Below are 25,640 nucleotides of genomic sequence, written 5' to 3'. Positions count from 1 at the left end.
TAAGGGGGGCAGGGCGGCGATTGTACCTTGTGGCACGTCAGGCGCCAGCCTTGGGTGAGCACTTCGCCGCCAAGGCCGGCTCCTGCTGAGGCAATGTCGAGCCTTGCAGAAGCCGGCCGCCGGCGAGGTGCAGGCTGCGGTCAGACCCGGAACTGCCTCAGCAACTGCCCCAGCTGTTCGCTCAACTGGTTCAATGCGGCCCCGGCACTGCTCGACTGGTGCGCCGCCACGGCCGTCTGACGCGACAGCTCGGCCGTCTGGGTGACGTTGTGGTTGATCTCTTCGACCACATGCGACTGCTGCAGCGTGGCACTGGCAATCGAGGCATTCAGCGCGCTGAGGTTGTGCAGTGCCTGGCTGATGGCATCCAGGCTGGCACCGGCCTCGCTGGCCTGTTCGACCGTCTCGCGCGAGGCCAGGCTGCTGGCATCGATCGCCTTGACCGCAGCCTCGGACTGGCCCTGAAGGTGCTCAATCATCTGCTGGATCTCGGCCGTCGACTGCTGGGTGCGTTGCGCCAGCAGGCGCACTTCGTCGGCCACCACGGCGAACCCGCGACCCTGTTCACCCGCCCGCGCGGCCTCGATGGCGGCGTTGAGTGCCAGCAGGTTGGTCTGCTCGGCAATCGAACGGATCACCTCCAGCACGCTGCCGATACGCGTGCTCTGGCCCGCCAGGGCCTGGATCACCTGCACCGCCTGGTCGATGGTGCCCGACAGCTCGTCGATTTTCAGCAGGCTGCCATGAATGCTTTGCCGGCCCTGTTCGGCCCGCTGCTGGGCGTCCTGCATCTCGCTGGAGGCGTGCTCGGCGTTCCTGGCCACGTCCTGCACCGCATAACTGACCTCGTTGATTGCGGTGGCCACCTGTTCCATCTGCTGCGACTGCTGTTCGCTGCGCTGGTGCGCCTGGCCGGCGTTGCTGCCTACGTCCCCGGCCGAATGGCCCAGGGCCTGGGCGGCGCCCTGCAACTGGGTCACCACCTGCTGCAGCTTGGCGGTGAAGGTGTTGAAGTGCAGGCCCAGCTGGGTGACTTCATCCTGCCCATGGGTGTCGAGGCGACGGGTCAGGTCGCTTTCGCCGCTGGCGATGTTGCCCATGGCATCCACGGCTTCTTGCAAGGGGCGGGTGATGCTGCGGGCGATCAGCATGACCACCAGTGCCATTATCAGCGCGATGACCACCCCCAGCAGCGATGCGTCGCGAAGCTGGCGCACGAACTCGGCGTGCATGTCGTCGATGTACACGCCAGAGCCGATCACCCAGCCCCAGGGTTTGAACAGCTGGATGTACGAGGTTTTTTCCACCGGCTCGCTGGCACCGGGCTTGGGCCAGCGGTAGTCGATGCTGCCGGCGCCCTGGGCCTTGGCCAACGCGACCATTTCGTTGAACAGCGCATAGCCGTCCGGGTCGCGAATGCCGGAGAGGTCCTGGCCTTCGAGCTTGAGGTTCATGGGGTGCATGATCATCTTCGGGCCCAGGTCGTTGATCCAGAAGTAGTCGTCCTGGTCATAACGCAACCCGCGCACCGCACTCAGCGCCTGTTGCTGGGCGGCCTCGCGGGTAAGGGTACCGCTGGCTTCCAGCCCCTGGTAATAGGCCAGCACGCCGGCTGCGGTTTCGACCACGTGCCGGGTCTTTTCGGCCTTTGCCTGGTACAGGTCACCGTGGATCTGACGCAGCATCAGCAGCCCCAGGGTCACCAGCATCAGTACCGCCACCACCAGGATGAGCCACAGCCGACGGCTGATCGACATACTGCGTAAAGTCTTCATGAAGGTCACCCTATGTTCTTGTTATTGTCCGCATCCAACCACGCTTTACCGAAACAACCTACTCGACCAAGGGCTAAGTGATTGATTAGTAGAGCGCTGTCGCGTCGAGCGGCAGCGTTTGCACGAGCGCTCTGTTAGGATTTCGGCCTTCACGGGGCAGTTCTGAAGGCCGGGGTAGCATTTCCTTCGGTTTTGCGACGGAGTGTCGCCGTAATATGCCCGGTTTCGGGCAATCAAATAACGAATGATGAGACCTGCCAGCGGCAATGTCTTACGGGGGAATGATGGATTTTTGGACCGCCATGCAGGCTGTGATTCTCGGCATCGTCGAGGGTCTGACGGAATTTTTGCCCATTTCGAGTACCGGTCACCAGATCGTGGTCGCCGACCTGATCGACTTTGGCGGCGAACGCGCGATGGCGTTCAACATCATCATCCAGCTGGGCGCGATCCTGGCGGTGGTGTGGGAATTTCGCCGCAAGATCCTGGACGTGGTGGTGGGCCTGCCCCGCCAGGCCCGGGCCCAGCGCTTTACCCTCAACCTGCTGATCGCCTTCATGCCCGCCGTGGTGCTGGGCGTGCTGTTCGCCGACCTGATCCATGAGTACCTGTTCAACCCGATCACGGTGGCGGTGGCCCTGGTGGTGGGCGGGGTGATCATGCTGTGGGCCGAGCGCCGCCAGCACGTGGTGCGTGCCGAGGAGGTCGATGACATGCGCTGGACCGATGCGCTGAAGATCGGCTGCGCGCAGTGCCTGGCAATGATTCCGGGGACTTCGCGGTCGGGCTCGACGATCATCGGCGGGCTGTTGTTCGGCCTGTCGCGCAAGGCCGCCACCGAGTTCTCGTTCTTTCTGGCGATGCCGACCATGGTCGGGGCGGCGGTGTTCTCGGGCTACAAGTACCGCGACCTGTTCCAGCCGGATGACTTCCCGGTGTTCGCCATCGGCTTCGTGGTGTCGTTCATCTTCGCGATGATTGCGGTGCGCGGCTTGCTCAAGTTCATCGCCAGCCACAGCTACGCGGTGTTTGCCTGGTACCGTATCGCATTTGGCCTGGTGATCCTGGCGACCTGGCAGTTCGGCTGGGTCGACTGGGCCGTGGCGCACGGCTGAGATGGCCCGCATCGAAACGCGCCCGCCCATGCGCCACCTGCGCCTCAAGTTGCTGGCATTCGTGGCCCTGTGCCTGCTGCCGGTGCTGGGCGCACTGAAGCTGGGTGTGGGCACAGGCAACTGGTTGTGGCTGGCGGCCTATGGGCTGGCGAGCCTTGGCTGTTTCGGGCTGTATGGCTACGACAAGCGTCAGGCGCGCGGCCAGGGGCAGCGTACCCCCGAGAAGGTGCTGCATGCCTGCGAACTGGTCGGTGGCTGGCCAGGCGCGCTGCTGGCGCAGCAGGTGTTCCGGCACAAGACACGCAAGTTGTCCTATCAGCTGGTGTTCTGGGTGATCGTGCTGGGGCATCAGGTGTTCTGGGCCGACTACCTGTTTCTTGCCGGGCGATTGTTCGGGTTCTAGAGCGCTTTCGCCGGCAAGGTCGGCGCCTTCAGGGGCCGGCCTTGCCGGCGAAAGCCATCGGCCTCAGAGCAGCAGCCCGACCTGTACGCGCTTGGGCAATCGCCGCACCACCAGTTGATGCGAGCGGCGCAGCAACTCTTCCAGTTCCCCACGCCCCATCGCATAAGGCTGCGCCACACTGATCCAGTGTGCCCGCGCCAGGTACGGCGCCGGTCGCACCCCGGGGCGGTCCACGTAGCCCAGGAACAGTTCGGTGTCGACCTTGAACGACAAGCCTGCACCCGCCAGGTCCATCACCGCGAACATCTTGTTGCCGGCCACCGAGAACACGCGCACGCCACCCCATTTGTAATCTTCCTGCACACCGGGCAGGCCCAGGCAGAATGCCGCCACCTGTGCCTCGGTCATTTTTCGCTCAGACATAACGCTCTCCGCATTCCTCGAACGAGGCTACCAGGTGATCGATCCACGCCCTGACCGCCGGCAGCACGCCGCGCCGGTGCGGGTACACCGCCTGCAGGTAACCGCCCGGCAGTGACCAGCCCGGCAGCAGGCGTACCAGTTCGCCGCGCTGCAGTTCGGCCTCGCAGTGCATGATAGGCAGCGTGGTGAAGCCCAGGCCCGCCAGGGTGGCGGCCTTGCGCACCACGAAGTCGTCGATGGCCAGGCGCGCTTCCAGGGTCAGGTCCTGCTTGTGGCCCTGCTCGTCGAGCAGGCGCAGGTGCACCAGGCGGTCGGCCTCGACCGCGCCCAGTACCGGCACCCTGGCCAGGTCGGCAGGGGAGCTGACAGGGTGCCGGGCGGCAAACTCAGGTGCGGCCACCAGCAACATCTGCGCCTGGCGCAGGCGGCGGGTGACCAGCGCCGGGTCTTCGTCGCCCAGGTCGCGCACACGCAGGGCCACGTCGATGCCTTCGGTGATCAGGTCGACCCGGCGGTTGAGCAGCACCATGTCCAGCTGTACCTGCGGGTACTGCTGCAAAAATGCGCTGATCACGCCGGGCAGGAACTCATGGGCCAGGCCCACCGGGCACGACACCCGCAAGCGCCCGCGCGGTTCGCTGGTCATGCTGGCCACCGCTTCGTCGGCCATCTCGGCCTCCAGCAGCATGGCCTGGCAATGGCGCAGGTAGCGCTCGCCCACGGCGGTGAGCTTGAGTTGCCGGGTGGTGCGCTGCAGCAGACGCGTGCCCAGGCGCTCCTCCAGTTCGGCAATGCGCCGCGACAGCCTGGATTTGGGCACACCGAGCAGACGCCCGGCCGCCGCGAAACCACCGGCCTCCACCACGCGGGCGAAATAGAACAGATTGTTGAGGTCTTGCATGCCGGTCATGGGCATTGTCCTGCCAGTGGGACGAAGAAGTGCGAATTTGCGATCTTATCAGCTATTGGCTATCCCGGTAGCATCCTCCCCATCGTGATCGCCAGCCGATCCTCATTCAGGAGAGCCCCATGAAACTGTTGCACATCGATTCCAGCATCCTCGGCGACAACTCCGCTTCTCGCCAGCTCAGCCAGCGCGTGGTCGCCGCCTGGCAAGCGGCAGAACCTTCGGCGCAGGTGGTCTACCGGGACCTGGCCGCCGATGCCATCAGCCATTTCTCGGCCGCGACCCTGGTTGCCGCCGGCACGCCTGACGAACTGCGCGATGCGGCGCAGCAACATGAAGCCAGGCTCAGCAGTGAAACCCTCCAGGAGTTTCTGGCGGCCGATGCGGTGGTGATCGCGGCGCCCATGTACAACTTCACCGTGCCGACCCAGCTCAAGGCCTGGATCGACCGCATTGCCGTCGCCGGCCAGACCTTCCGCTACACCGAAGCCGGGCCTGAAGGCCTGTGCGGCAACAAGAAGGTGATCGTGGTGTCGACCTCCGGCGGCCTGCACGTCGGCCAGCCGACCGGTGTGGCCCACGAGGAATTCCTCAAGGTGTTCCTGGGCTTTATCGGCATCACCGACGTCGAGTTCGTTCGCGCCCATGGCCTGGCCTACGGCGACGAGCACCGCAGCAATGCCATGCAGGCCGCCCAGGCGCAGATCGACAGCGAGCTGTTCGCGGCTGCCTGAGCCCCTGTCGAAAAGCCGACTTGCGGTCACCCCGCAAGTCGGCTTTTTCATGCACCTTTCATCCAGCCCGGCCTGGCCCGCTCTATGCTTGCCAGTACCGGTCACAGGTGCGGGCCGGGCAGGGTGAGCAACGATGCGGTGGGTTCGAACATTTTTGATGCTGGTGCTGTGGAGCTGCTGCCTGCTGGTGCAGGCCGAGCCTGCGCAGCACTGGAGTGTCGGCCTGCATCGCATGGCTGTGACCGACCCGGTGGACGGCCAGCCGATGCAGGCGCTGGCGTTCTACCCATCCAGCGACGCCGCCCGGTGGCATCAGGTCGACGGCTATCGGGTCCACGTGGCCGAAGAAGGCGCGGTGGTAATGGGCCGCTTTCCGCTGCTGATGTTGTCCCATGGCAACACCGGCACGCCACTGGCGCTGCATGACCTGGCCAGCGCCCTGGCACGCCGGGGCTTCGTGGTGGTGGCGGTGGTGCACCCGGGAGACAACGCCCGCGATCACAGCCGGCTTGGCACCCTGAGCAACCTCTATGGCCGGCCCCTGCAGATCAGTGCCGCCTTGACCGCGACCCTTGCCGATCCGTTGCTTGCACCTTACGTCAGCGACGGGCAGGTAGGCATGATCGGTTACTCGGCCGGTGGCGAGACAGCGTTGATCCTGTCCGGTGCCCGACCAGACCTGCAACGCCTGCGCCGCTACTGCCAGCAGAACCCGCTGGACGCCGATGCCTGCAAGGCCCACGGGGTGCTGGTGGCAGACCGTGACGACCTGCTGCCCCATGCCGACCCCAGGGTGCGTTCATTGCTGCTGATGGCGCCGTTGAGCCTGATGTTCGGACGCCACGCGCTGGCCGATGTGAAGGTGCCCGCGCTGATCTACAGCGGCGACCGCGACCAGTTGCTGGCCATCGACAAGAATGCCCAGGCGCTGGCGCGCAAACTGCCGATCACCCCCAACTACCGCCTGCTGGCGGGTGCCGGGCACTTCGTGTTCATGGCCCCGTGCGATGCATCCCAACTGCAGCACATGGCCACGCTGTGCACCGATGCCGAAGGGGTGGACCGCGCCGGCATACACCTGTCGTTACAGGCCGAAGCCACGCGCTTCTTCACCCGCACCCTGGGGGGCGCCGAGCGTGTCGGCCTGAGTGCGGTCGATCACTGAGCCGTGGCGCGGCGCAACAGCACCAGGGTCAGGCCCACGCCGGCCAGTGACAGCAGCGCCGCCACACAGAAGATCGAGGCGTAGCCCAGGTGCGCAGCGATGGCGCCCATCACCGGGCCGGCAATCGCCAGGGCCAGGTCGAAGAACACTGCGTAGGCCCCCAGCCCGGCGCCGCGGCTGGAACTGGGCACCTGCTTGATCGCCTCGACCCCCAGTGCCGGGTACACCAGTGACAGGCCGAAGCCGCTCAGCCCCGCGCCGACCAACGCCAGCAGCGGTGACGGCGCCAGCCACAACAATGCCAGCCCCAGGGCCTCGACGCCCATGCAGGCAATTGCCACGCGGTAGCCGCCCCACTGGTTGACCGCGTTCACGAACAGCAGCCGCGACAGGATGAAGCACACGCCGAAGGCGCTCAGGCACAGGGCGGCGCCGCTCCAGCCGCGTTCTATATAGAAGAGCGTGACGAAGGTGGTCAGCGTGCCATAGCCGATGGAGGCCAGGGTAAGGCCCACGCCGCACGGTGCCACCCGCGCGAAGGCGGCCCAGAACGGCAGGCGCACGCCACGCACCACCGGCACCGAGGGCTTGTTGCGTATCACCAGTAGCGCCGCTGCCGCCAGCGCGGTCAGGCTCAGGCCCAGGGTGGCGAAGTTCAGTTCGCTGGCCACGATCACCCCCAGCGGTGCTCCGATGGCGATGGCGCCATAGGAGGCGATACCGTTCCAGGAAATCACCCGCGCGGTGTGTTCGGCGCCCACCTGGCCGATGCCCCAGCTCAGGGTGCCCACGCCAATCAGGCCCTGCGCGATGCCCAGGGCCACCCGTGCAGCCAGCAGCACCGCCAGGCTCATCACTGGCAGGTGCACGGCCAGTGCCGATGCCCAGGTCAGCACGCCACTCAGCGCGATGCCCAGCAGCCCGTAGATGATCGCGCGCTTGGTCCCCAGGCTGTCGGCCAGGCGTCCGGCCATGGGGCGGCTGAGCAGGGTGGACAGGTATTGCAGGCCGATGGTGATGCCGGCGATGACCGCGCTGAACCCCAGGGTGTCATGCACATGGCTGGGCAGCACCGCGATCGGCAGGCCGATGCAGAGGAAGGCGATGAAGGTGTAGAAGACGATCGACAGTATCTGTCGGGTAACCGACTCGTTACTGAGTGCAGCAGAAGGGGGCGGGGCAGACATGGGGCTCGTTCGCAGGCAAGCGGTTGGAGGCGACCATGATGGCGGGAGCGGGCAGGAAAAGAAAGCAGGCTAACGAACAAGCTGTGGCCAGCAAGGCTGGCCCCCACCCGGGTCGCGAAAACCACGCACCCTGCAGGAGCCGGCCTTGCCGACGAAGCTTGTGTACGACGCTTAGATCAACACACCCTGGCTGCGCAGGTAGTCGTCATAGGTTCCGCTGAAGTCGATCACGCCGCTGGGGCTCAGCTCGATGATGCGGGTGGCCAGCGAGGACACGAACTCGCGGTCGTGGCTGACGAACAGCAGCGTGCCCGGGTAGTTTTCCAGCGCCAGGTTGAGCGCCTCGATCGATTCCATGTCCAGGTGGTTGGTCGGTTCGTCCATCACCAGTACGTTGGGCTTTTGCAGAATCAGCTTGCCGAACAGCATGCGGCCTTGCTCGCCACCGGAGATCACCTTCACCGACTTGAGGATCTCGTCGTTGGAGAACAGCATGCGCCCCAGAGTGCCGCGGATGATCTGCTCGCCCTGCGTCCACTGGCCCATCCAGTCGAACAGGCTCAGGTCCTCTTCGAAATCGTGGGCGTGGTCCTGGGCGTAGTAGCCCACTTCGGCGCTTTCGGTCCATTTCACCTCGCCGGCATCCGGGGTCAGCTCGCCGACCAGGGTGCGCAGCAGGGTGGTCTTGCCGATACCGTTGGGGCCGATGATCGCCACGCGCTCGCCGGCTTCGACGGTGAAGCTGAAGTTCTTGAACAGGGTCTTGCCGTCGAAGCCCTTGGACATCTTCTCGATGGTCACGGCCTGGCGGTGCAGTTTCTTGGTCTGCTCGAAGCGGATGAACGGGCTGACGCGGCTCGATGGCTTGACCTCGGCCAGCTGGATCTTGTCGATCTGCTTGGCGCGCGAGGTGGCCTGCTTGGCCTTGGAGGCGTTGGCCGAGAAGCGGCTGACGAAGGTCTGCAGCTCGGCGATCTGGGCCTTCTTCTTGGCGTTGTCCGACAGCAGTTGCTCGCGCGACTGGGTGGCGGCGGTCATGTACTCGTCGTAGTTGCCCGGGAACAGACGCAGCTCGCCGTAGTCCAGGTCAGCCATGTGGGTGCACACGCTGTTGAGGAAGTGACGGTCGTGGGAAATGATGATCATGGTGCTGTTACGCGCCGTGAGGATGCTTTCCAGCCAGCGGATGGTGTTGATGTCCAGGTGGTTGGTCGGCTCGTCGAGCAGCAGCACTTCAGGGTCGGAGAACAGTGCCTGGGCCAGCAGCACACGCAGTTTCCAGCCTGGGGCGACTTCGGTCATGGGGCCGAAATGCTGTTCGAGGGGGATACCCAGGCCCAGCAGCAGTTCACCGGCGCGGGATTCGGCGGTGTAGCCGTCCATCTCGGCGAATTCGGTTTCCAGCTCGGCGACGGCCATGCCGTCGTCTTCGGTCATTTCCGGCAGCGAGTAGATACGATCGCGCTCGGCCTTGACCCGCCACAGTTCCTCGTGGCCCATGATCACGGTATCGATCACGGTGAATTCTTCGTAGGCGAACTGGTCCTGGCGCAGCTTGCCCAGGCGCACGTTCGGCTCGAGCATCACCTGGCCGGCCGACGGCTCCAGGTCGCCGCCGAGGATTTTCATGAAGGTCGACTTGCCACAGCCGTTGGCGCCGATCAGGCCGTAGCGGTTGCCATTGTTGAACTTGACCGAGACGTTCTCGAACAAGGGCTTGGCGCCAAACTGCATGGTGATGTTAGCGGTAGAAATCAAGTGCTTATCCTGCGGGGTGTCCAGAGGTGTGTTTAGGTGCCGCCGACCTTTTGGGGCCGATTTTGGGCCCGTCAGATACGGGACGGCAGCTTCTCCAGCTCCTTCCAATCCGAGGAGGAGCTGATCCATTTTGCGTAGGTAGAGAGCAACATCTCGACGCTGTGGCCGAGTTGGTTCGCGATGAACGCAGGGTTCATCCCAGCCATTAGGCACATGGTTGCGTAGGTGTGGCGCGTGTCGTACTGCCGACGTTCACGGATGCCCAGCGCCTTGAGCGCGAGCTTGAAGTGCCTGATTGTAACACCTGCCTGCCTGATCTACATCCCGCCTTTACCCGGCTGGAACACAAAAGGACTGGTGGGAGTGGCTGATTTCGATGCCATTTTGCGCAAACCCGGTACCACGGCCTGTTGCTCCCCAGCGTGCTCATCCCCGGGTTTCTTCCTTTTTGCCCGCATGCTTGTCTGCGGGCCGCTACTGCCGTCGTCCTTGCACGCCGCCGCAGCGGCCCGGCCAGTTCTTCGTTTGCCACGGCAACAGCTCTCCAGGCCCGCGCCTTTCGGCGGACTGATGTGTTATAAAAAAGTATGTCAAACAGGAGGTTAGATATGGCCAATAAAGCCAAACCGTTCTACTACGCTGCGGCGCCACTGATTGCGATCGGCGCTGCGTTCGCCGCAGTCGGCGCCTCTGGGCAAGCTGCTTTTGGCTACACCGCGGTCGGCTTTCTGGTGCCTGGCGTAGTGCTGCTCGTTACCGGATATCGCCAGCGGGCTTGACGTGTGCGGTGGGGTCAAGGTGCAGGCACAGGCATACACATAGGTGCCTGAGTGAAAATACTCAACGCGGACTATCGAGCGAGCCTTGAATAGGGAGGCCCTGCCTGAAGCGAAAACTCTTGTTCCAGGCATCTACCCCAGACAATAGGGGGGCGTGATTCCAAGAGAGCCCTTACGGAACTGCCTCGCAATGCCTGTCTCGGCCAAATTGTTAATTTTTTTCGCGTAATACTGGCTTAATTTTTAAAAGGCTTGATTGCCTGCTTTGGAGGTTGACGACATTTTTTTGATGATCAGTGCCCAATTGTAAGAGCCATTTTCAGCGAATACACTCCAGACCATGAAACGCTACCTGCGGTTTTGTCTCATCTTCTTGATCAGCCTGGCGCTTCCCCTCAGTGGGATGGCGGGGGTCCAGGCACCGACAGAACCTTGCCCGATGAAGACCATGGGTATGGCTATGATGGACGACATGGGCATGGATTGTTGCAACGACATGAAAAGCCCTGTCGAACACGGCAAACCTTGCAAGCCGGGCCAGGAGTGCAAGTCGGGCGGTATGTTGCAAGTCTCAATCTTCAAGCCTCCTGTGACCGTGTTCAGCCCCGTAGTGCTTTCCCTCATCAGCGATTCTCTGCCTGTACAGACCCCGTCCGGGGTATGGCGACCGCCACGCGTTTGATTCCTTTCCAACATTGAGCCTCATTCCGCATTAGCGGGATGGACTAGCTGCGCGCGTTCCATTTTTTCGCGTGCAGTGGATGATCACAGGAATCGTAAACATGAACTCCAAGTGCAATTGCACAGGCTGGTCTCTTATGGCCGGCTTGGCGGCAAGCGTGCTGGCATTGCCGAGCTTCGCTGCGCCATTGACGCTCGATGAAGCTCTGCGTCTGGCCGAAAACAATGCGCCGTCGCTGACCGCACAAGATGCCAAAATTCAAGCTGCCAGCAGTGCAGCTATTCCAGCCGGTGAATTACCTGATCCCAAGCTGCTGATGGGCGTGCAGAACTACCCCATTGGGGGCCCGGATCGCTGGAGCATCGACCAAGACTTCATGACCATGCAAATGGTCGGGGTCAGACAGGAGATGCCCAACAGCGACAAGCGCAAAGCGCGGATTGAGGTCGCCGATGCAGCTATTGATCGCGCCTCTGCGGAGCGTCGAGTCGAACGTCTGAAGGTACGCCAGTCCACGGCATTGGCCTGGATCAGTAGTTACTCGGTTGAGCGCAAAGATGCACTGTTTCAGGACTTCTACAAAGAAAATCTCCTGCTAGCCGATACTGTACGGGCTCAGATTGCCGGTGGCCGCGCTCAACCTGCTGACGCGGTGACACCCAAACAAGAAGCAGCCAAACTGGCAGAACAACAGGACGATCTGACTCTCCAAAGAGCGCAAGCACAAGCGGCTCTCAAACGCTGGATTGGTTCTGCCGCTAACGACAAGCCTGTGGGTAGTTTTCCTGAATGGCCGGTCGACACCTCAGGCTACTCCCATAGGCTGCAACACCATCCCGAGTTGGCTGCGTTTGCACCGATGACCCGCGAAGCGCAGGCCAAGGTTCGGGAAGCCGTATCAGAGAAGCAGTCGGACTGGAGCTGGGAAGTGGATTACCAGCATCGTGGCCGTGAGTTCGGCGATATGGTCAGCGTGCAATTTTCTTGGGATTTACCTCTGTTTCCTGACTCGCGCCAAACCCCCAAAATCGCTGCCAAGCAGGCTGAACTCAGCCAGCTCGAGGCCGAGCGCGAAGCCCTGTCACGCGAGCACACTCAGCAATTGGAGAGCGAACTGGCCGACTATGAGCGCCTGAATCGTGCGGTGCGTCGAAATCAGGAAAGCCTGTTGCCTCTGGCCAAGGAAAAGGTCGAACTCAGTATGGCGAGTTATCGGTCGGGCAAAGGCGATTTGAGCGCCGTGGTTGCCGCCCGACGTGAACTCGTCGAAGCGCGCCTCAAACAGATCGACGTGGAGGAGCAACGAGCGCTGACCAGTGCGCGCCTGTATTTCGCTTATGGGGAGACCAGCCAATGAGCCTAAAAAAATGGAGTGGGTCATTGGTGATACGCATCTCGTTGGCATTGGGTGTAGCCGGTGGGTACTGGTTCGCTCATCTGCGCATGAGCGAAGTGCCAAGTACCGTTCCAGAGCAGAGCCTCAATTCTCCAAACGAGCGGAAAGCCCTGTATTGGTACGATCCCATGTACCCGCAACAAAAATTCGACAAGCCGGGTAAATCCCCCTTCATGGACATGCAGTTGGTTCCCCAGTACGCCAGCGGTGCAGGGGATCGGGCAACTGTGAGTATTGATCCGAGCTTGACTCAAAATCTCGGGCTGCGTTTTGCGACCGTCACCCGTGGTGTCCTGGATTCCAGCCTCAATGTGACAGGCATCCTGGCGTTCAACGAGCGTGATGTCGCGGTGATTCAGGCTCGCACCAGTGGTTTTGTGGAGCGGGTCTACGCCCATGCTCCCGGTGACGTGCTCAAGGCCAACGCGGCATTGGCGGATATCCTAGTGCCAGAGTGGGCAGCCGCCCAGACGGAGTTCCTTGCCCTGAAACGCAGCGGGGATGCTGAGCTACTGGCTGCGGCCCGCCAACGATTACTGCTCACGGGAATGCCAGCGGCACTGATCACTCAGGTCGGGCGTAGTGGCAAGGTTCAGCCTTACTTGACGCTCACCAGCCCTATAGGTGGTGTGCTGCAAGAATTGAATGTTCGTGCAGGCATGACCGTGGCGATTGGCGATACTCTGGCACGTGTGAACGGCTTGAGCAGTATCTGGCTGGCCGTGGCCATTCCAGAATCGGAAGCCGGAACTCTCACCTTAGGACAGACCGTCGAAGCGCGCTTGCCTGCCTTTCCGGGAACAACACTCAATGGCAAGGTCAGCGCGATTTTGCCCGAGACCAACTCGGACAGTCGCACAATTCGTGTGCGGGTGGAGCTGCCCAATCCTGACGGTCACCTGAGACCAGGTCTGTCGGCGGAGGTACGTCTGAACCGCTCGACCGAGCAGAGTGTCCTGTGGGTGCCAAGCGAGGCCGTCATTCGCACTGGTCGACGTGCTCTGGTGATGCTCGCCGCAGGCGCGGGTCGCTACCGTCCTGTGGAGATCCAACTTGGGCAGGAAAGCGATGGTAGAACGGCGATCCTGAAGGGCTTGGAAGAAGGTCAGAAGGTGGTTACGTCTGGCCAATTCCTGCTCGACTCGGAGGCCAGCCTTAAGGGCGTTGTCATAGGGGCGGAGGACGAGTCACCACCAGGTGCAGCAGGCTCCAGCTTACATGAAGCGGATGGGCAGATTGTTGAGATCAACGACAAAGAGGTCACTCTTGCCCATGGCCCTTTCAAGACGTTGGGCATGCCTGGTATGACGATGACTTTCCCGCTTGCCAAACCGGCACTGATGCAGGGACTTGAAACGGGTGACAAGGTTCGTATCGGAGTTACTCAAACCGATGATGGTTTGCGTGTGGATCGCTTGGATAAATCGGGGAGCCAGCCATGATCGCGGCCCTGATTCGTTGGTCAGTGGCCAACCGTATCCTAGTGCTACTGGCGACATTGTTCGTTACGGCTTGGGGCATTTGGTCGGTGCAGAGCACCCCTATAGACGCGCTGCCCGATCTCTCTGATGTACAGGTAATCATCCGTACACCTTACGCAGGCCAGGCGCCGCAGATTGTCGAGAACCAGGTCACCTATCCGTTAGCCACCACCATGCTCTCGGTGCCGGGTGCCAAGACGGTACGTGGTTACTCCTTCTTTGGTGATAGCTTCGTTTACGTGTTGTTCGAAGACGGCACTGACTTGTATTGGGCCCGTTCGCGGGTGCTGGAATACCTGAGCCAAATACAAAGTCGATTGCCTGCCAGTGCCAAGCCGGCGTTGGGGCCGGATGCGACAGGGGTGGGGTGGATCTATCAATATGCACTGGTAGATCGCAGTGGCGGACACGACCTGGCACAGCTTCGCGCTCTTCAGGACTGGTTCCTCAAGTTCGAACTCAAGACTTTGCCCAACGTTGCGGAAGTGGCTACCGTGGGAGGCATGGTAAAGCAGTACCAGGTGCAGCTCGATCCGCTCAAACTGGCCAGCCTCGGCATCACGCAAGTCGAGGTGAGCGAGGCTATCGGCAAAGCTAACCAGGAAACCGGTGGTGCCGTGTTGGAGATGGCAGAGACCGAGTTCATCGTGCGGGCGTCGGGCTATTTAAAGACACTTAATGACTTTCGAGCGATCCCGCTTAAGTTGGGTTCAGGCGGTGTGCCGGTGACCCTGGGTGATGTCGCCACGATTCAGTTAGGGCCGGAAATGCGCAGGGGCATCTCCGAACTCGACGGCGAAGGTGAGACCGTCGGTGGTGTGGTGATTTTGCGTAGCGGCAAGAATGCTCGCGAAACCATTGCAGCGGTCAAGACCAAGCTCGATGAACTGAAAAGCAGTCTGCCGGCTGGTGTGGAAATCGTCACCACCTACGACCGCAGCAAGCTGATCGACCGCGCTGTCGATAATCTCAGTCACAAGCTGATCGAGGAGTTCATCGTCGTCGCCTTGGTGTGTGGGATCTTCCTCTGGCACCTGCGCTCATCCCTGGTGGCGATTATCTCCTTACCGGTTGGTGTATTGATTGCCTTCATCGTCATGCGTTACCAGGGTATCAACGCCAACATCATGTCCTTGGGCGGAATAGCCATCGCCATTGGTGCCATGGTCGATGCCGCCTTAGTGATGATCGAAAACGCCCACAAGAAAATCGAGGCCTGGCACGCAGCCAATCCGGATGAGGAGCTAACGGGGGAGCGTCATTGGCATGTGATGACTGAAGCAGCGGCAGAGGTAGGCCCGGCACTTTTCTTCTGCCTATTGATCATCACCTTGTCGTTCATTCCGGTATTCACCCTTGAGGCTCAGGAAGGACGGCTGTTTGGCCCATTGGCGTTCACCAAGACCTACGCCATGGCCGCAGCGGCGGGATTGTCTGTGACTCTGGTGCCCGTGCTGATGGGCTACTGGATTCGAGGGCGAATACCCAATGAGCAGCAGAACCCGTTAAACCGTTGGCTGATCCGAATCTATCAGCCGGCTTTGGATATGGTCTTGCGTCGACCTAAGATCACATTGCTGTTGGCGCTACTGATTTTTGTCAGTGCGCTATGGCCAATGTCGCGCTTGGGTGGTGAGTTTCTTCCGCCGCTGGACGAGGGTGATCTGCTCTATATGCCTTCGGCTTTGCCGGGCTTGTCGGCACAGAAAGCAGCGCAATTGCTGCAACAGACCGACCGCCTGATCAAAACCGTGCCCGAAGTCGAACATGTCTTCGGTAAAGCGGGACGCGCGGAAACTGCCACCGACCCCGCGCCGCTAGAGATGTTCGAAACCACCATTCAATTCAAACCGCACGAGCTATGGCGTGCAGGCATGACCCAGGAAAAACTGGTGGAAGAACTGGATCGAGTGGTGCGAGTCCCTGGACTGACGAATATCTGGATACCACCGATTCGCAACCGTATCGACATGCTGGCCACTGGGATCAAGAGTCCCATCGGGGTGAAAGTTGCCGGCACCAACCTGACGGAGATCGACGCCGCTACTCAGGCGGTAGAGCGCGTTGCCAAGGGTGTGCCTGGTGTCAGTTCAGCTCTGGCTGAGCGCCTGACCGGTGGCCGTTACATCGACGTGGATATCGACCGCAAAGCCGCCGCGCGCTACGGGCTGAATATTGCCGATGTGCAGTCCATCGTGGCCGGTGCTATCGGTGGTGAAAACGTCGGGGAGACCATTGAAGGGCTCGCCCGTTTTCCGATCAGCGTGCGCTACCCACGGGAGTGGCGTGATTCGGTCGGCGCCTTGGAGCAATTGCCGATCTATACCCCGCTAGGGAGCCAGATCACCCTCGGCATAGTGGCGAAGGTCAAGGTCACGGATGGCCCACCGATGCTCAAGAGCGAAAACGCACGACCTTCGGGTTGGGTATACATCGATGTGCGTGGTCGAGACATTGCCTCGGTGGTCGCTGATCTGCGCCGAATCGTCAGTGAGCAGGTCAAGTTGCAGCCCGGAATGAGCCTGAGCTATTCAGGACAGTTTGAATTTCTCGAAAGGGCCAACGCACGACTCAAGCTGGTGGTGCCTGCCACGCTGCTGATCATCTTCGTGCTGCTCTATCTGACGTTCGCACGCTTCGATGAGGCTTTGCTGATCATGGCCACGCTGCCATTCGCACTTACGGGCGGAGCATGGTTCCTCTATCTGCTGGGATTCAACCTATCGGTCGCCACCGGGGTCGGCTTTATCGCCTTGGCCGGTGTGTCCGCCGAGTTTGGTGTGATCATGCTGCTCTACCTGAAGAATGCCTGGGCCGAACGGGAAGACCTCGGCGACAGCACTGAGCGCGGGCTGGTGGCAGCGATTCGTGAAGGCGCTGTGCAGCGCGTTCGACCCAAGGCCATGACCGTGGCGGTCATTATTGCCGGTTTGCTGCCGATCCTGTTGGGCAGTGGCACTGGTAGCGAAGTGATGAGCCGCATTGCCGCGCCCATGGTTGGCGGCATGGTCACGGCCCCCTTGCTTTCCCTGTTTGTCATTCCGGCAGCCTATCGCCTGATGCGTCGCCGGCACCTCATCGTTGAACCGATCAAACCACAAGGAAAATTCGTATGAAACTGACCCTGATCGCAGCTGCCAGTACCGCGTTTATGTTTTCACTTTCTGCCTACTCGCAGGACATGCCGGGTATGAGAATGGATGGTATGGAGGGCATGAAGATGGAGCAGGAAACAAAACAGGCTCCAGTTGCTGACGCTGAGGGAACCATCAAGGCTATGGATACTTCGAAGCATACGGTGACCATCTCCCACGGAGCTGTGCCAGCGGTGCAATGGCCCCCAATGACTATGGCCTTTTCAGTGACGGAGGATCTGCTGGCAGGTCTGAAGGTCGGAGACCATGTATCGTTTTCCTTTAGGGTAAAGGATGGCAAAGCCGCAATCGTTTCCATTAAAAAATAAGACTGTAGCGATGAGAACTACCGGCACGCTCTGTCGTGCCGGTTTGGAAAGGCTACCCTTGCTAAAATCCGCCATCTGATCGTCGCCACAATTCGCGTATTTACCATGGACACCACGTGATCCATTTCTGTGAAAATGCGTGTGGTCTATGGACGCCGGAAACTTGCTCTAAACCCCGCCAACTGTTCATTCAAACTGATCTCCATGGGTTGACATCTTTCCTTTATATCGACGAAGCCTTCGCCGATCTGACGGGTATGACCGACCTGGACCAGCTCGGCCGGCGCATCCGCGCCCCGTGCAACCACAAAATGGAAAAACACCGAATCGACCCAAGTGGGGTAAGCCAAGGCTGCGGTACTTGTAAGCGAACGCTGTTTGTCCCCTCAAATCTTGATTTCTGATATGTGCGTGCTTTATTGGCTGATGTTTGTCGTCATTGACGATCAAACACTATTTGTCATTACCGAGCCAGGTGCTTGCACGTTCGCTTGAAGGCCTGGGCTCGCGCGTGTTGATAATCAGTTTGGTCAAGGAAATCAAAGGAATGAAACTTTCACCCGCAGCAAAAGGAATTGCACTGGCCCTGGTCGGTTTCTGTTCATCGATACCCGTGGTGCACGCCTGCACGCGGCTGGTTTTTCTTGGAGACAACCAACAGATCATAACGGCACGCTCAATGGACTGGGCGAAGGATGTGGAAACCAACCTGTGGGTGTTCCCCCAGGGCATGAAGCGCCACGGTGAGGCAGGCCCCAATTCGGTTACCTGGACGTCGAAGTACGGCAGTGTCATTGCGTCCGGCTACGATATTTCCACCACCGACGGCATCAACGAAGCCGGGTTATCTGCAAACCTGCTGTGGCTGGTGGAATCAGAATATCCAGCACTCGAACAGGGCAAGCCAGGGCTCAGTATCTCGGCATGGGCTCAGTACGTATTGGATAACTTCAAGACCGTGGCTGAAGCGGTCGAGGCGCTCAAGGCCGAACCGTTTCACGTGGTGACATCCAAGGTTCCGAACGAAACCCGCCTGGCAACGCTGCACCTTTCAATGTCCGATGCGTCGGGCGATAGCGCAATCGTTGAATATATCGATGGCAAGCAAGTCATTCACCACGACAGAAAATATCAAGTGATGACGAACTCGCCGAAGTTCGACGAGCAGTTGGAAATGTATGCTTATTGGCAAGGCATTGACGGAACACAGATGTTGCCTGGCACCAACCGCTCGCCTGATCGCTTTGCGCGTGCGTCCTTCTACGTAAATGCCGTGCCCAAGCATGAGGATGCGCGGCTGTCACTGGCCAGTGTGTTCAGTGTGATTCGCAACGTCTCGGTGCCGTACGGCATTACAACGCCAGATCAGCCCAATATCTCATCCACGCGCTGGCGCACCGTGGCGGACCATAAACACAAGCAGTATTTTTTCGAGTCCGCAGTCACGCCCAATACGTTCTGGGTTGACCTGAAGAAGCTGGACCTCAGCCAGAAAACCGGCAAGGTGAAGAAGCTGGACCTGGGGCCTAACCAGGCAAACGTGTATGCCGGCGAAGTGTCCGCCCGCTTCGAAGAGTCAGCACCGTTCAAATTCGAGGGGATTTGAATTGCACCAGCGACTTGATCCCTGACATTTACACTCAGGACGCAACAGCGCTCGCCTCGGCAATCATGAGGTCGAGCGCTTTTGTGTGCGTTGAACAAAAGGCGGCTCGGTCATCAGCCTGCCTGTGACAACCCAAATCCCAGACAAAGAAAAGCCCGCGATGGGGGGGAGCGGGCTTAAAGGTTTCTACTAGGAGCTGGGTCAACCATAAGCCTTCGAATGTGAAAGGCTTGTGAAAATTACGGGATTGGTCTGAATGATTGCTATTTCACCGTGCAGGTCCAGCGATGATTGTGCCGGTAGGGCGCGCGCATGAAGGTGATGTCCGAGACGCGGGTCAGGCCGCGTTTGCGCAGGGCGTCGGTCAGTTGTACGAGTGTCTCTGCTTCGATAGTCATTGCTGTTACCTCGTCAGATTTACTGCGTTCATAGGTCTGGACCGGGCGGGTGTCGGGCTAATTCAATTTTTTTGCCCGTGTATCGACGACCGCAAACAGGCCAGGCAAAAAAGATGAACCACCCACGCTGCCACGCGCTCACATGAACAGCGGTACCTCAAACGCAGTTCCCGAAAAACAGAACGAGGATTTCATGATGAATACCCTGTTGCGAAGCAGCGCTTTTGCGCTGGCGTTTACCCTGGCAGGCGCGGTACACGCGGCCCAGGACGCCGACGATTTCGTGGAAGACGCCTCGGCCAAAGGCATCGCCGAAGTGGAAGCCGGCAAGCTGGCCCAGGAGAAGGGCAGCGCCAGCGACGTGAAGGCCTTTGCCGACATGATGGTCAAGGACCATACCGCAGCCAACGAGAAGCTCAAGGCCATCGCTGCCAGCAAAAAGCTGGAAGTCTCGGATGATGCCATGCTGGTGGACAAGGCCAAGGCGATGATTCTGGAGCTGCGTAGCGCCAAGTCGTTCGACCAGGCCTATGCCAACAACCAGGTCAAGGCGCACGAGGCCACCATCGAGCTGTTCGAGAACTATGTGAAGGACGGCACCGATGCCGAGCTCAAGGCGTTCGCCGAGAAAACCCTGCCCACGCTGAAAGAGCATCTGACCAAGGCCAGGGCACTTGCCAGCGCACATGGCGGTGATGCAGCCCAACCCTGAGTGAATGCCCGCTGGCCAGTGCGCACGCGCTGGCCATTGGCAATGCAGTACGCACCGTTCCAGTCGTAGAGGAGAGGTGACGATGAACGACACGGACAAAAGGCAGGCGTTGCAGAACTGGCGACAGGCGTTGGTCCACGAGCATGCGTCACTGGACGCCGAGCAGCGTTACGACAAGGCGTTGATGGCCGCCGATGCACTCGAGGTGGCGGGCATCATCAGCAGTCGCGAGTGGCGCGAGCTGGTGAAGGAAGCCAATGCCTTTATCTTCCACTGAGGGGCGTTGCCAATGCCGGCAGTGCCTGGAGGTTAACGTCATGAAACTGACCGCGTTGGCGTTGCTGGTCGCCAGCCTGTCGATGCTGCAAGGGTGCTTCAACGAGCCCGAGCATGTCGACAAGGATACCGATCGCAGCAAGTCTTCCCTGCAGATGCAAAAGCCCGACACGCCCCCTGCGGAGCCGGCGCCTCGGCAACCCCCCAACAACTAGCTTGAGCGAACGTGCGCCCCAGTCAGCCGAGGCTTGGGGCGCAGGGCTCAGAAGGTGGGCGGGGTGATCACCCAGATCACCACCGCATCCACTTCACCCGGGTTGCCGTATTTGTGCGGCTCCTGGCTGGAGAAGCTGAAGCTGTCGCCTTCGCCGAGTTCGAAATGGCGATCCCCCACCCACAGCTCGAAGCGGCCGGACAGCACGTACCCGGCTTCTTCGCCCTCATGGCTGTAGCTCTGCTGGCTGTAGGTACCCGGCGGAAAACGCGAATGCAGCATCTCCAGTTCGCGGTTGGGTTGCGGGGTGAGCAACTGGTCGACGATGCCGTCTTCGTAATGCACGCTCAGTCGGCTCTGCCGGCGCACCACGTAGCCGCTGTCCTCGGGGGCGGTGACCGCCTCGCTGGCGAAGAACCACTGGATGGTCACGCCCAGGCTGCGGGCGATATTGAACAGTGCCGGTATCGAGGGGTACGACAGGTTGCGTTCCAGCTGGCTGATATAGCCGGCGGTCAGCTCGCTCTGTTGCGCAAGCTCGGTCAGGGTCATGCCGCGACGCTTGCGAAGCCCGCGAATGCGCGTGCCCAGAAAGTGCGGCGCGGCGCTGCCGTCCTCGGCGGTGGGCGGCAGCTTGCTGTTGTTGCTCATGGCGTTATCCGATCAGCCCTGCAAAGGCCCGGAGTATAAACAGCCTCACAGGCTCGCGGCGACTTTAAGGCCTTCATAGATGGCTTCCTCGGCGGTACGTGCCGCCAGGCAATCGCCAATGCGGTGTACTGCGGCCAGGTCCTGGATCTCGCCGGCCAGGGTGTCGACCGGGTGATGGCCGTGGCACAGCACCAGGGTGTCGATGCCCTCGAAGATCATCGCCTCGCCGCTGGCGGTGTGCTGCAGGTAGACGCTGCTGTCGTCGCAGCCATACAGCCGCGCATAGGGCGTGATCGGGATGCCCAGCTTGTGCAGCTCGCCGGCCATCTGGTCACGCACATACAACGGCAGGCTCTCGCCGCAGTGGGTACCGTTGACCGCCAGTTGCACCTGATGCCCGGCGCGGGTCAGGCGTTCGGCGATGCCCGGCCCGATCCAGTCGCAGCGCCAGTCCATCACCATCACCGAGCGACCGACCTGTACCTGCTCGCGCAGCACCTGCCAGGCGTCGACCACCTGCAACTCGCCGCCGCGCTCGAAAGCCGGCCAGTAGGGCGCGGCACCGGTGGCGACGATCACGGCATCCGGCTGCTCGCGCGCGACCAGCGCGCGGTCGACCCGGGTATTGCGCACCACCTCCACGCCGGCCAACTGCATCTCGCGTTGCAGGTTGGTGCTGGCACCGCCGAATTCGCTGCGCCGTGGCAGCAGTTGCGCCAGCAGCACCTGGCCACCCAGTTGGGCGGCAGCCTCATACAGGGTGACCTGATGACCACGGGCCGCCGCTACCGCGGCAGCCTTCATGCCGGCCGGGCCGCCGCCCACCACCATCACCTTCTTGCGCAGCGTGGCAGGCTGCAGTTGGCCGAACTGCCGCTCGCGCCCGGTCTCCGGATGCTGGATGCACGAAATCGGCAGGCCCTTGTGGAAGTGCCCGATACAGGCCTGGTTGCAGGCGATGCAGGCACGCACGTCTTCGGCCCGGCCGCTGTCGGTCTTGTTCGGCATCTGCGGGTCGCAGATCAGCGCGCGGGTCATGCCACACACGTCGGCCTGGCCGCGGGCAAGTATCAGCTCGGCCTCCTGGGGCTGGTTGATGCGCCCGGTAACGAACAGCGGAATGTCCAGGCTGGCCTTGAAGGTGCCCGCCTCGCGGGCCAGATAGGCGGCCTCGATGGCCATCGGCGGCACGATATGCACCGCGCCGCCCAGGGACGCCGAGGTGCCGGCCACAATATGCACATAGTCCAGTTGCCCTTGCAGGGCCTTCACCGCGCCGAGCGATTCATCTTCGCTCAGGCCCTCGGCGTCGCGTTCATCGGCGCTGATGCGCAGGCCGATGATGAAGTGTTCGTCGGTGCTGGCACGCACCGCGGCGATGACCTCGCGCACAAAGCGCAAACGTTGTTCAAGGTCGCCGTTGTAGCCGTCGCTACGCCGGTTGACCCGAGGGTTGATGAACTGGGCGGGCAGGTACCCGTGGCTGGCCACCACCTCCACGCCGTCCACGCCCGCCTGATGCAGGCGCCGCGCCGCCGCGGCATAGCCGGCCACGATCTCGTCGATCATGCCTTGGTCAAGCTCGCGCGGCATCACCCGGAACCGTTCGTTGGGCACCGCCGAGGCCGAGTAGGCCACCGCCAGCAAGCCGTCGCTGGACTCCATGATCTCGCGGCCCGGGTGAAAGATCTGCGACAGCACCACGGTGCCGTGGGCATGGCAGGTCTCGGCCAGCCGGCGATACCCCTCGATGCAGGCGTCATCGGTGGCCATCAGCACGTGGGAGGTGTAGCGGGCGCTGTCGTGTACGCCGGCCACCTGCAGCACGATCAGCCCCACACCACCTTCGGCCCGGGCCTGGTGATAGGCGATCAGCTGTTCGTTGACCAGGTTGTCGGTGGGCATCGAGGTGTCGTGGCCGCTGGACATGATGCGGTTCTTGAGGCGCTTGCCACGGATCTGCAACGGGGTGAACAGGTGCGCGAAGGCGGTCGACATGGTGGTCAGGCTCCAGCGGGGGTGTTGTTATTATTTTTCTATGAAAGTGTACCGACAGTAAAAAATCAACTTGTTTTTTTACTTGGGTTTGATTAGCGTCGAGTCACCCCAGTGCAGGGGCTTACCTCACAAAAACAAGAAAGTGGACCACGCCGGCGCCAGGCCGAGTGGTACCCGCAGGAGGATCCATCGATGAAAGCGTTCCCGCGTAAACCAGGCCTGTATGCAGTGCTGCTTGCCCTGGGCCTGGGCAGTGCCCAGGCAGCTCCGCAGATGGTCGTGGTGGGTTATGGCGGTGCCGGGCAGAAGGCCCAGGACGTGGCGTTCTTCCAGCCGTTCAGTGCCCAGGACAAGAGCAAGCTGATCCAGAGCGAGTACAACGGTGAAATGGCCCGCATCAAGGTCATGGTCGACACTGGCAATGTGGACTGGGATGTGGTGCAGATCGAAGGGCCTGACTTGATGCGCGGGTGCGACGAAGGCATGTACGAACCCCTCGACTGGAAGCAGCTGGGGCATGCCGACGAGCTGATCCCGGACGCTGCCCAGGCGTGCGGCTCGGCGGCGCTGGTGTGGAGCGTGGCGATCGCCTATGACCGCGACAAACTGGCCCAGGCGCCCACCTCCTGGGCCGACTTCTGGGACGTGAACAAATACCCGGGCAAGCGCGGCCTGAGGAAGCGTGCGGTGTACAACCTGGAGTTCGCACTGCTGGCCGACGGCGTCAAGGTCGAGGACGTCTACAAGGTACTGGCCACCCCCGAGGGCGTGGACCGCGCCTTTGCCAAGCTGAGCGAGCTCAAGCCCAACATCCAGTGGTGGGAGGCTGGCGCGCAGCCGGCGCAGTGGCTGACGGCGGGTGACGTGGTGATGACCTCCACCTACAGCGGGCGCATCGCCAGTGCCGCGCAGGCCGGTGCGCCGTTGGCGGTGGTATGGCCCGGCAGCCTGTACGGCATGGACTACTGGGCCATCATCAAGGGCTCCAAACATGTCGACCAGGCCAAGCGGCTGATCGCCTACACCAACGACCCGGCAGCGCAGGTGCGCTATGTACAGCAGATTCCCTACGGCCCGACCAACACCCAGGCCGCGGCAAAGCTGGACCCGTCGCTGGCCAGCTGGGTGCCGACCTCGCCGCAGAACCTTCAAGGGGCGCTGTCGATGAACGTCGAGTTCTGGGTCGATCATGGTGACGAACTGGAGGAGCGGTTCAACGCCTGGGCTACCAAGTAGCCGTTGCAGCCCGTCTCCTGCACCGTTCTGCAGGAGCGGGCTCAGCTGTGAAGGGGCGCGCGGCGCCCCTTCAAAGTCTGGTTAAATACGCGCTTACCAGAACCGCCGGCGAGCCCGTTCCATGCACGATGACGACGATATCCACGAACCCGAGCACGACCACCTGCTCGACCACGAATTTCACGATCAATACATTGCCCCCGAGCCAGAGGCGGGCGGTATGGATGAGGATGACGAGGACGATGATGCCTGGGGTCTGCTCGACGATGACGATGACCAGCCCGAAGACCCATAGCCCCGCCGGCTTCACCATTCGTCGCGTGTGCTGCACCCTGGCCGCGGCCTGACCTCCAACTGACAGGGCCCGGATGTTCCGGGCCTTTGCTGGCGAGGTGTTCCATGACTGACCAAGTGACTGCCCAAGCCCAAGACCCCACTCAACCGACGACGGCTCCCGAAGACGTCGATCCGCTGGCACGCCCACCGGTGTTCACGCCAGATCGTCCCGAGGACTGGAAAGACCCGGCCAGCGGTGATGGCGTGCCCGATGACGAAGACATGCCGCTGCCCAATGATTGAGCGCAGGGGCGTCTGCCAGGGGGCTGGGGGGATCGCTGGCAGACACCCGGATGCCTGGCCCCATTCGACGACGTGGAGGTATTGATGACCGGTAATCAGCACAAACCAGAAGGACCGCATTCATCCGAGCACGCCTCTGAACGGGACACGCTGGACTTTGATCCCGATTCGCCAGACCTGGATGACCCGCAGGTGGATCCGGTAGGCCCGGCCAAGGCGCCCAAGGGCGGGCCAGAACCACGCAAGCCACCGCTTCTTGGCGAGTAGCCGCAAACAAGGGCCCGGCGCAATGCCGGGCCTTTTTGCAATCAGCCGTGCAATCAGCCGCCGGCTGCCTTGGCCGCGGTCACACCCGCCGCACTGAGCTTGATAGGGTAACGCACTGACGGTTCATCGTCGGCCCCAACGGTGACCGCACCGTCCTGGATCAACCCCTTGTCCTGCAGTTGCTTGAGCGTCTCGGCCACCGCCTTTTCGCCTTCGAAGTTGTCCAGCACTTCCTTGCCCAACCCGTTCGGGTGGGCGTGGTACAGCCGGGTGAGTACTTCGTTTTGCAGTGTTTGATTGGTCATTGCCTGCCTCGCAGTGTTCATGGGTATGAAGGGCGTTGCACAGCTTCCGACAGGCCAGGGCGGCAGGGATTCCACCGGATGTCGCGAGGGGGCGACCGGTTGCGTTACAGCAGGTTGCGGGGTGGGGGCG

At 61.5% G+C, this 25,640-nt stretch carries 27 protein-coding genes and 1 pseudogene; 18 read left to right on the top strand and 10 right to left on the bottom strand.

Annotated features, from left to right (window positions below; genetic code table 11):
• Nucleotides 1-140: 140 nt before the first annotated feature.
• Nucleotides 141-1,775, bottom strand: coding sequence for a methyl-accepting chemotaxis protein (locus tag JZZ72_RS13040; RefSeq protein ID WP_043861500.1), 1,635 nt, complete (start codon nucleotides 1,773-1,775; stop codon nucleotides 141-143).
• A 284-nt stretch (nucleotides 1,776-2,059) separates the two neighbouring features.
• Here JZZ72_RS13040 and JZZ72_RS13035 point away from each other — a divergent pair, with 284 nt between their 5' ends.
• Nucleotides 2,060-2,890 (top strand): undecaprenyl-diphosphate phosphatase, encoded by an 831-nt coding sequence (locus JZZ72_RS13035; protein WP_054914658.1) that lies wholly within the window; start codon nucleotides 2,060-2,062, stop codon nucleotides 2,888-2,890.
• Between the two features lies 1 nt (nucleotide 2,891).
• Entirely contained in the window at nucleotides 2,892-3,293 is a 402-nt protein-coding gene (locus tag JZZ72_RS13030; RefSeq protein ID WP_236066268.1) for a DUF1294 domain-containing protein, read from the top strand.
• Between the two features lie 63 nt (nucleotides 3,294-3,356).
• Here the strand turns inward: JZZ72_RS13030 and JZZ72_RS13025 are convergent, their stop codons facing one another.
• Both JZZ72_RS13025 and JZZ72_RS13020 read right to left on the bottom strand, forming a co-directional pair.
• Nucleotides 3,357-3,716, bottom strand: a complete 360-nt coding sequence (locus JZZ72_RS13025) for an MmcQ/YjbR family DNA-binding protein (RefSeq protein ID WP_043861467.1) — start codon at nucleotides 3,714-3,716, stop codon at nucleotides 3,357-3,359.
• The gene (locus JZZ72_RS13020) at nucleotides 3,709-4,617 is read right to left on the bottom strand and encodes a LysR substrate-binding domain-containing protein (RefSeq protein WP_210014548.1); all 909 of its coding nucleotides are present in this window, start codon (nucleotides 4,615-4,617) and stop codon (nucleotides 3,709-3,711) included. Before JZZ72_RS13020 ends, JZZ72_RS13025 begins: the two co-directional genes overlap by 8 nt.
• A 128-nt stretch (nucleotides 4,618-4,745) precedes the next feature.
• Here JZZ72_RS13020 and JZZ72_RS13015 point away from each other — a divergent pair, with 128 nt between their 5' ends.
• Both JZZ72_RS13015 and JZZ72_RS13010 read left to right on the top strand, forming a co-directional pair.
• Nucleotides 4,746-5,357 (top strand): FMN-dependent NADH-azoreductase, encoded by a 612-nt coding sequence (locus JZZ72_RS13015; protein ID WP_054914558.1) that lies wholly within the window; start codon nucleotides 4,746-4,748, stop codon nucleotides 5,355-5,357.
• A 133-nt stretch (nucleotides 5,358-5,490) separates the two neighbouring features.
• Nucleotides 5,491-6,522: an alpha/beta hydrolase family protein gene (locus JZZ72_RS13010; protein WP_054914557.1), complete on the top strand. Its 1,032-nt coding sequence runs from the start codon at nucleotides 5,491-5,493 to the stop codon at nucleotides 6,520-6,522.
• Here JZZ72_RS13010 and JZZ72_RS13005 read toward each other — a convergent pair.
• The 3 genes and pseudogenes from JZZ72_RS13005 to JZZ72_RS28095 all read right to left on the bottom strand — a co-directional run bounded on the left by JZZ72_RS13005 (nucleotide 6,516) and on the right by JZZ72_RS28095 (nucleotide 9,850).
• On the bottom strand, nucleotides 6,516-7,709 hold the full coding sequence (locus JZZ72_RS13005; protein ID WP_054914556.1) for an MFS transporter: 1,194 nt from the start codon (nucleotides 7,707-7,709) through the stop codon (nucleotides 6,516-6,518). The two genes, JZZ72_RS13010 and JZZ72_RS13005, sit on opposite strands and share 7 nt — an antisense overlap.
• A 171-nt stretch (nucleotides 7,710-7,880) precedes the next feature.
• Nucleotides 7,881-9,467, bottom strand: a complete 1,587-nt coding sequence (locus JZZ72_RS13000; protein ID WP_043861471.1) for an ABC-F family ATPase — start codon at nucleotides 9,465-9,467, stop codon at nucleotides 7,881-7,883.
• A gap of 71 nt (nucleotides 9,468-9,538) precedes the next feature.
• Nucleotides 9,539-9,850: pseudogene (locus tag JZZ72_RS28095) on the bottom strand (integrase).
• 225 nt (nucleotides 9,851-10,075) lie between these two features.
• Here JZZ72_RS28095 and JZZ72_RS12995 point away from each other — a divergent pair.
• The 7 genes from JZZ72_RS12995 (at nucleotide 10,076) to JZZ72_RS12970 (ending at nucleotide 18,874) form a co-directional block, all read left to right on the top strand.
• Nucleotides 10,076-10,246, top strand: coding sequence for a hypothetical protein (locus tag JZZ72_RS12995; protein WP_177346323.1), 171 nt, complete (start codon nucleotides 10,076-10,078; stop codon nucleotides 10,244-10,246).
• A 340-nt stretch (nucleotides 10,247-10,586) separates the two neighbouring features.
• The gene (locus JZZ72_RS27805) at nucleotides 10,587-10,928 is read left to right on the top strand and encodes a hypothetical protein (protein ID WP_054914555.1); all 342 of its coding nucleotides are present in this window, start codon (nucleotides 10,587-10,589) and stop codon (nucleotides 10,926-10,928) included.
• A gap of 100 nt (nucleotides 10,929-11,028) precedes the next feature.
• Nucleotides 11,029-12,285, top strand: coding sequence for a TolC family protein (locus JZZ72_RS12990; protein WP_043861473.1), 1,257 nt, complete (start codon nucleotides 11,029-11,031; stop codon nucleotides 12,283-12,285).
• Nucleotides 12,282-13,766 carry an efflux RND transporter periplasmic adaptor subunit gene (locus JZZ72_RS12985; RefSeq protein WP_058540154.1) on the top strand — a complete coding sequence of 495 codons (1,485 nt, stop codon included), beginning with the start codon at nucleotides 12,282-12,284 and terminating at the stop codon, nucleotides 13,764-13,766. Before JZZ72_RS12990 ends, JZZ72_RS12985 begins: the two co-directional genes overlap by 4 nt.
• Entirely contained in the window at nucleotides 13,763-16,921 is a 3,159-nt protein-coding gene (locus tag JZZ72_RS12980) for an efflux RND transporter permease subunit (RefSeq protein WP_210014536.1), read from the top strand. The genes JZZ72_RS12985 and JZZ72_RS12980 overlap by 4 nt, the downstream gene beginning before the upstream one ends.
• On the top strand, nucleotides 16,918-17,268 hold the full coding sequence (locus JZZ72_RS12975) for a copper-binding protein (RefSeq protein ID WP_054914552.1): 351 nt from the start codon (nucleotides 16,918-16,920) through the stop codon (nucleotides 17,266-17,268). Before JZZ72_RS12980 ends, JZZ72_RS12975 begins: the two co-directional genes overlap by 4 nt.
• Before the next feature lie 547 nt (nucleotides 17,269-17,815).
• The gene (locus JZZ72_RS12970; protein ID WP_116054068.1) at nucleotides 17,816-18,874 is read left to right on the top strand and encodes a linear amide C-N hydrolase; all 1,059 of its coding nucleotides are present in this window, start codon (nucleotides 17,816-17,818) and stop codon (nucleotides 18,872-18,874) included.
• A 263-nt stretch (nucleotides 18,875-19,137) separates the two neighbouring features.
• On the opposite strand, the gene JZZ72_RS28005 is transcribed toward JZZ72_RS12970, so the two are convergent.
• Entirely contained in the window at nucleotides 19,138-19,272 is a 135-nt protein-coding gene (locus tag JZZ72_RS28005) for a hypothetical protein (protein WP_255001044.1), read from the bottom strand.
• Between the two features lie 196 nt (nucleotides 19,273-19,468).
• Between JZZ72_RS28005 and JZZ72_RS12965 the strand changes: the two genes are divergently transcribed.
• From JZZ72_RS12965 to JZZ72_RS12955, 3 genes are all read left to right on the top strand, one after another.
• Nucleotides 19,469-19,984: a DUF4142 domain-containing protein gene (locus tag JZZ72_RS12965; protein ID WP_210014535.1), complete on the top strand. Its 516-nt coding sequence runs from the start codon at nucleotides 19,469-19,471 to the stop codon at nucleotides 19,982-19,984.
• A gap of 82 nt (nucleotides 19,985-20,066) precedes the next feature.
• Nucleotides 20,067-20,261: a hypothetical protein gene (locus tag JZZ72_RS12960; protein ID WP_054914550.1), complete on the top strand. Its 195-nt coding sequence runs from the start codon at nucleotides 20,067-20,069 to the stop codon at nucleotides 20,259-20,261.
• A 40-nt stretch (nucleotides 20,262-20,301) separates the two neighbouring features.
• On the top strand, nucleotides 20,302-20,475 hold the full coding sequence (locus tag JZZ72_RS12955; RefSeq protein WP_167400191.1) for a hypothetical protein: 174 nt from the start codon (nucleotides 20,302-20,304) through the stop codon (nucleotides 20,473-20,475).
• 47 nt (nucleotides 20,476-20,522) lie between these two features.
• Here JZZ72_RS12955 and JZZ72_RS12950 read toward each other — a convergent pair whose 3' ends face one another.
• On the bottom strand, nucleotides 20,523-21,125 hold the full coding sequence (locus tag JZZ72_RS12950) for a helix-turn-helix domain-containing protein (RefSeq protein ID WP_043861479.1): 603 nt from the start codon (nucleotides 21,123-21,125) through the stop codon (nucleotides 20,523-20,525).
• Between the two features lie 45 nt (nucleotides 21,126-21,170).
• Complete coding sequence (locus tag JZZ72_RS12945) at nucleotides 21,171-23,123, bottom strand: oxidoreductase (RefSeq protein ID WP_043861480.1); 1,953 nt, start codon at nucleotides 23,121-23,123, stop codon at nucleotides 21,171-21,173.
• A 192-nt stretch (nucleotides 23,124-23,315) separates the two neighbouring features.
• On the opposite strand from JZZ72_RS12945, the gene JZZ72_RS12940 reads away from it, so the two are divergent.
• The 4 genes from JZZ72_RS12940 (at nucleotide 23,316) to JZZ72_RS12925 (ending at nucleotide 25,205) form a co-directional block, all read left to right on the top strand.
• The gene (locus JZZ72_RS12940) at nucleotides 23,316-24,359 is read left to right on the top strand and encodes an ABC transporter substrate-binding protein (protein ID WP_054914548.1); all 1,044 of its coding nucleotides are present in this window, start codon (nucleotides 23,316-23,318) and stop codon (nucleotides 24,357-24,359) included.
• Nucleotides 24,360-24,480: 121 nt separating this feature from the next.
• Nucleotides 24,481-24,654 carry a hypothetical protein gene (locus JZZ72_RS12935; RefSeq protein ID WP_167400190.1) on the top strand — a complete coding sequence of 58 codons (174 nt, stop codon included), beginning with the start codon at nucleotides 24,481-24,483 and terminating at the stop codon, nucleotides 24,652-24,654.
• Nucleotides 24,655-24,758: 104 nt separating this feature from the next.
• Nucleotides 24,759-24,938: a hypothetical protein gene (locus JZZ72_RS12930; protein WP_080922870.1), complete on the top strand. Its 180-nt coding sequence runs from the start codon at nucleotides 24,759-24,761 to the stop codon at nucleotides 24,936-24,938.
• A gap of 84 nt (nucleotides 24,939-25,022) precedes the next feature.
• Nucleotides 25,023-25,205, top strand: a complete 183-nt coding sequence (locus JZZ72_RS12925; protein ID WP_078480403.1) for a DUF6021 family protein — start codon at nucleotides 25,023-25,025, stop codon at nucleotides 25,203-25,205.
• Between the two features lie 53 nt (nucleotides 25,206-25,258).
• Here JZZ72_RS12925 and JZZ72_RS12920 read toward each other — a convergent pair whose 3' ends face one another.
• Nucleotides 25,259-25,510, bottom strand: a complete 252-nt coding sequence (locus JZZ72_RS12920) for a hypothetical protein (protein WP_043861483.1) — start codon at nucleotides 25,508-25,510, stop codon at nucleotides 25,259-25,261.
• Nucleotides 25,511-25,640 lie beyond the last annotated feature (130 nt).

The organism is Pseudomonas palmensis (assembly GCF_017848315.1).
Taxonomy (GTDB): Bacteria; Pseudomonadota; Gammaproteobacteria; order Pseudomonadales; family Pseudomonadaceae; genus Aquipseudomonas; species Aquipseudomonas palmensis.
This window is presented reverse-complemented; position numbering and strand designations above follow the sequence as displayed.

What these genes read in the sequence shown, in the direction of transcription:
- JZZ72_RS13040 (WP_043861500.1), bottom strand. Translation starts at nt 1,775, where the DNA reads ATGAAGACTTTACGCAGTATGTCGATCAGCCGTCGGCTGTGGCTCATC.
- JZZ72_RS13035 (WP_054914658.1), top strand. Translation starts at nt 2,060, where the DNA reads ATGGATTTTTGGACCGCCATGCAGGCTGTGATTCTCGGCATCGTCGAG.
- JZZ72_RS13030 (WP_236066268.1), top strand. Translation starts at nt 2,892, where the DNA reads ATGGCCCGCATCGAAACGCGCCCGCCCATGCGCCACCTGCGCCTCAAG.
- JZZ72_RS13025 (WP_043861467.1), bottom strand. Translation starts at nt 3,716, where the DNA reads ATGTCTGAGCGAAAAATGACCGAGGCACAGGTGGCGGCATTCTGCCTG.
- JZZ72_RS13020 (WP_210014548.1), bottom strand. Translation starts at nt 4,617, where the DNA reads ATGCAAGACCTCAACAATCTGTTCTATTTCGCCCGCGTGGTGGAGGCC.
- JZZ72_RS13015 (WP_054914558.1), top strand. Translation starts at nt 4,746, where the DNA reads ATGAAACTGTTGCACATCGATTCCAGCATCCTCGGCGACAACTCCGCT.
- JZZ72_RS13010 (WP_054914557.1), top strand. Translation starts at nt 5,491, where the DNA reads ATGCGGTGGGTTCGAACATTTTTGATGCTGGTGCTGTGGAGCTGCTGC.
- JZZ72_RS13005 (WP_054914556.1), bottom strand. Translation starts at nt 7,709, where the DNA reads ATGTCTGCCCCGCCCCCTTCTGCTGCACTCAGTAACGAGTCGGTTACC.
- JZZ72_RS12995 (WP_177346323.1), top strand. Translation starts at nt 10,076, where the DNA reads ATGGCCAATAAAGCCAAACCGTTCTACTACGCTGCGGCGCCACTGATT.
- JZZ72_RS27805 (WP_054914555.1), top strand. Translation starts at nt 10,587, where the DNA reads ATGAAACGCTACCTGCGGTTTTGTCTCATCTTCTTGATCAGCCTGGCG.
- JZZ72_RS12990 (WP_043861473.1), top strand. Translation starts at nt 11,029, where the DNA reads ATGAACTCCAAGTGCAATTGCACAGGCTGGTCTCTTATGGCCGGCTTG.
- JZZ72_RS12985 (WP_058540154.1), top strand. Translation starts at nt 12,282, where the DNA reads ATGAGCCTAAAAAAATGGAGTGGGTCATTGGTGATACGCATCTCGTTG.
- JZZ72_RS12980 (WP_210014536.1), top strand. Translation starts at nt 13,763, where the DNA reads ATGATCGCGGCCCTGATTCGTTGGTCAGTGGCCAACCGTATCCTAGTG.
- JZZ72_RS12975 (WP_054914552.1), top strand. Translation starts at nt 16,918, where the DNA reads ATGAAACTGACCCTGATCGCAGCTGCCAGTACCGCGTTTATGTTTTCA.
- JZZ72_RS12970 (WP_116054068.1), top strand. Translation starts at nt 17,816, where the DNA reads ATGAAACTTTCACCCGCAGCAAAAGGAATTGCACTGGCCCTGGTCGGT.
- JZZ72_RS28005 (WP_255001044.1), bottom strand. Translation starts at nt 19,272, where the DNA reads ATGACTATCGAAGCAGAGACACTCGTACAACTGACCGACGCCCTGCGC.
- JZZ72_RS12965 (WP_210014535.1), top strand. Translation starts at nt 19,469, where the DNA reads ATGAATACCCTGTTGCGAAGCAGCGCTTTTGCGCTGGCGTTTACCCTG.
- JZZ72_RS12960 (WP_054914550.1), top strand. Translation starts at nt 20,067, where the DNA reads ATGAACGACACGGACAAAAGGCAGGCGTTGCAGAACTGGCGACAGGCG.
- JZZ72_RS12955 (WP_167400191.1), top strand. Translation starts at nt 20,302, where the DNA reads ATGAAACTGACCGCGTTGGCGTTGCTGGTCGCCAGCCTGTCGATGCTG.
- JZZ72_RS12950 (WP_043861479.1), bottom strand. Translation starts at nt 21,125, where the DNA reads ATGAGCAACAACAGCAAGCTGCCGCCCACCGCCGAGGACGGCAGCGCC.
- JZZ72_RS12945 (WP_043861480.1), bottom strand. Translation starts at nt 23,123, where the DNA reads ATGTCGACCGCCTTCGCGCACCTGTTCACCCCGTTGCAGATCCGTGGC.
- JZZ72_RS12940 (WP_054914548.1), top strand. Translation starts at nt 23,316, where the DNA reads ATGAAAGCGTTCCCGCGTAAACCAGGCCTGTATGCAGTGCTGCTTGCC.
- JZZ72_RS12935 (WP_167400190.1), top strand. Translation starts at nt 24,481, where the DNA reads ATGCACGATGACGACGATATCCACGAACCCGAGCACGACCACCTGCTC.
- JZZ72_RS12930 (WP_080922870.1), top strand. Translation starts at nt 24,759, where the DNA reads ATGACTGACCAAGTGACTGCCCAAGCCCAAGACCCCACTCAACCGACG.
- JZZ72_RS12925 (WP_078480403.1), top strand. Translation starts at nt 25,023, where the DNA reads ATGACCGGTAATCAGCACAAACCAGAAGGACCGCATTCATCCGAGCAC.
- JZZ72_RS12920 (WP_043861483.1), bottom strand. Translation starts at nt 25,510, where the DNA reads ATGACCAATCAAACACTGCAAAACGAAGTACTCACCCGGCTGTACCAC.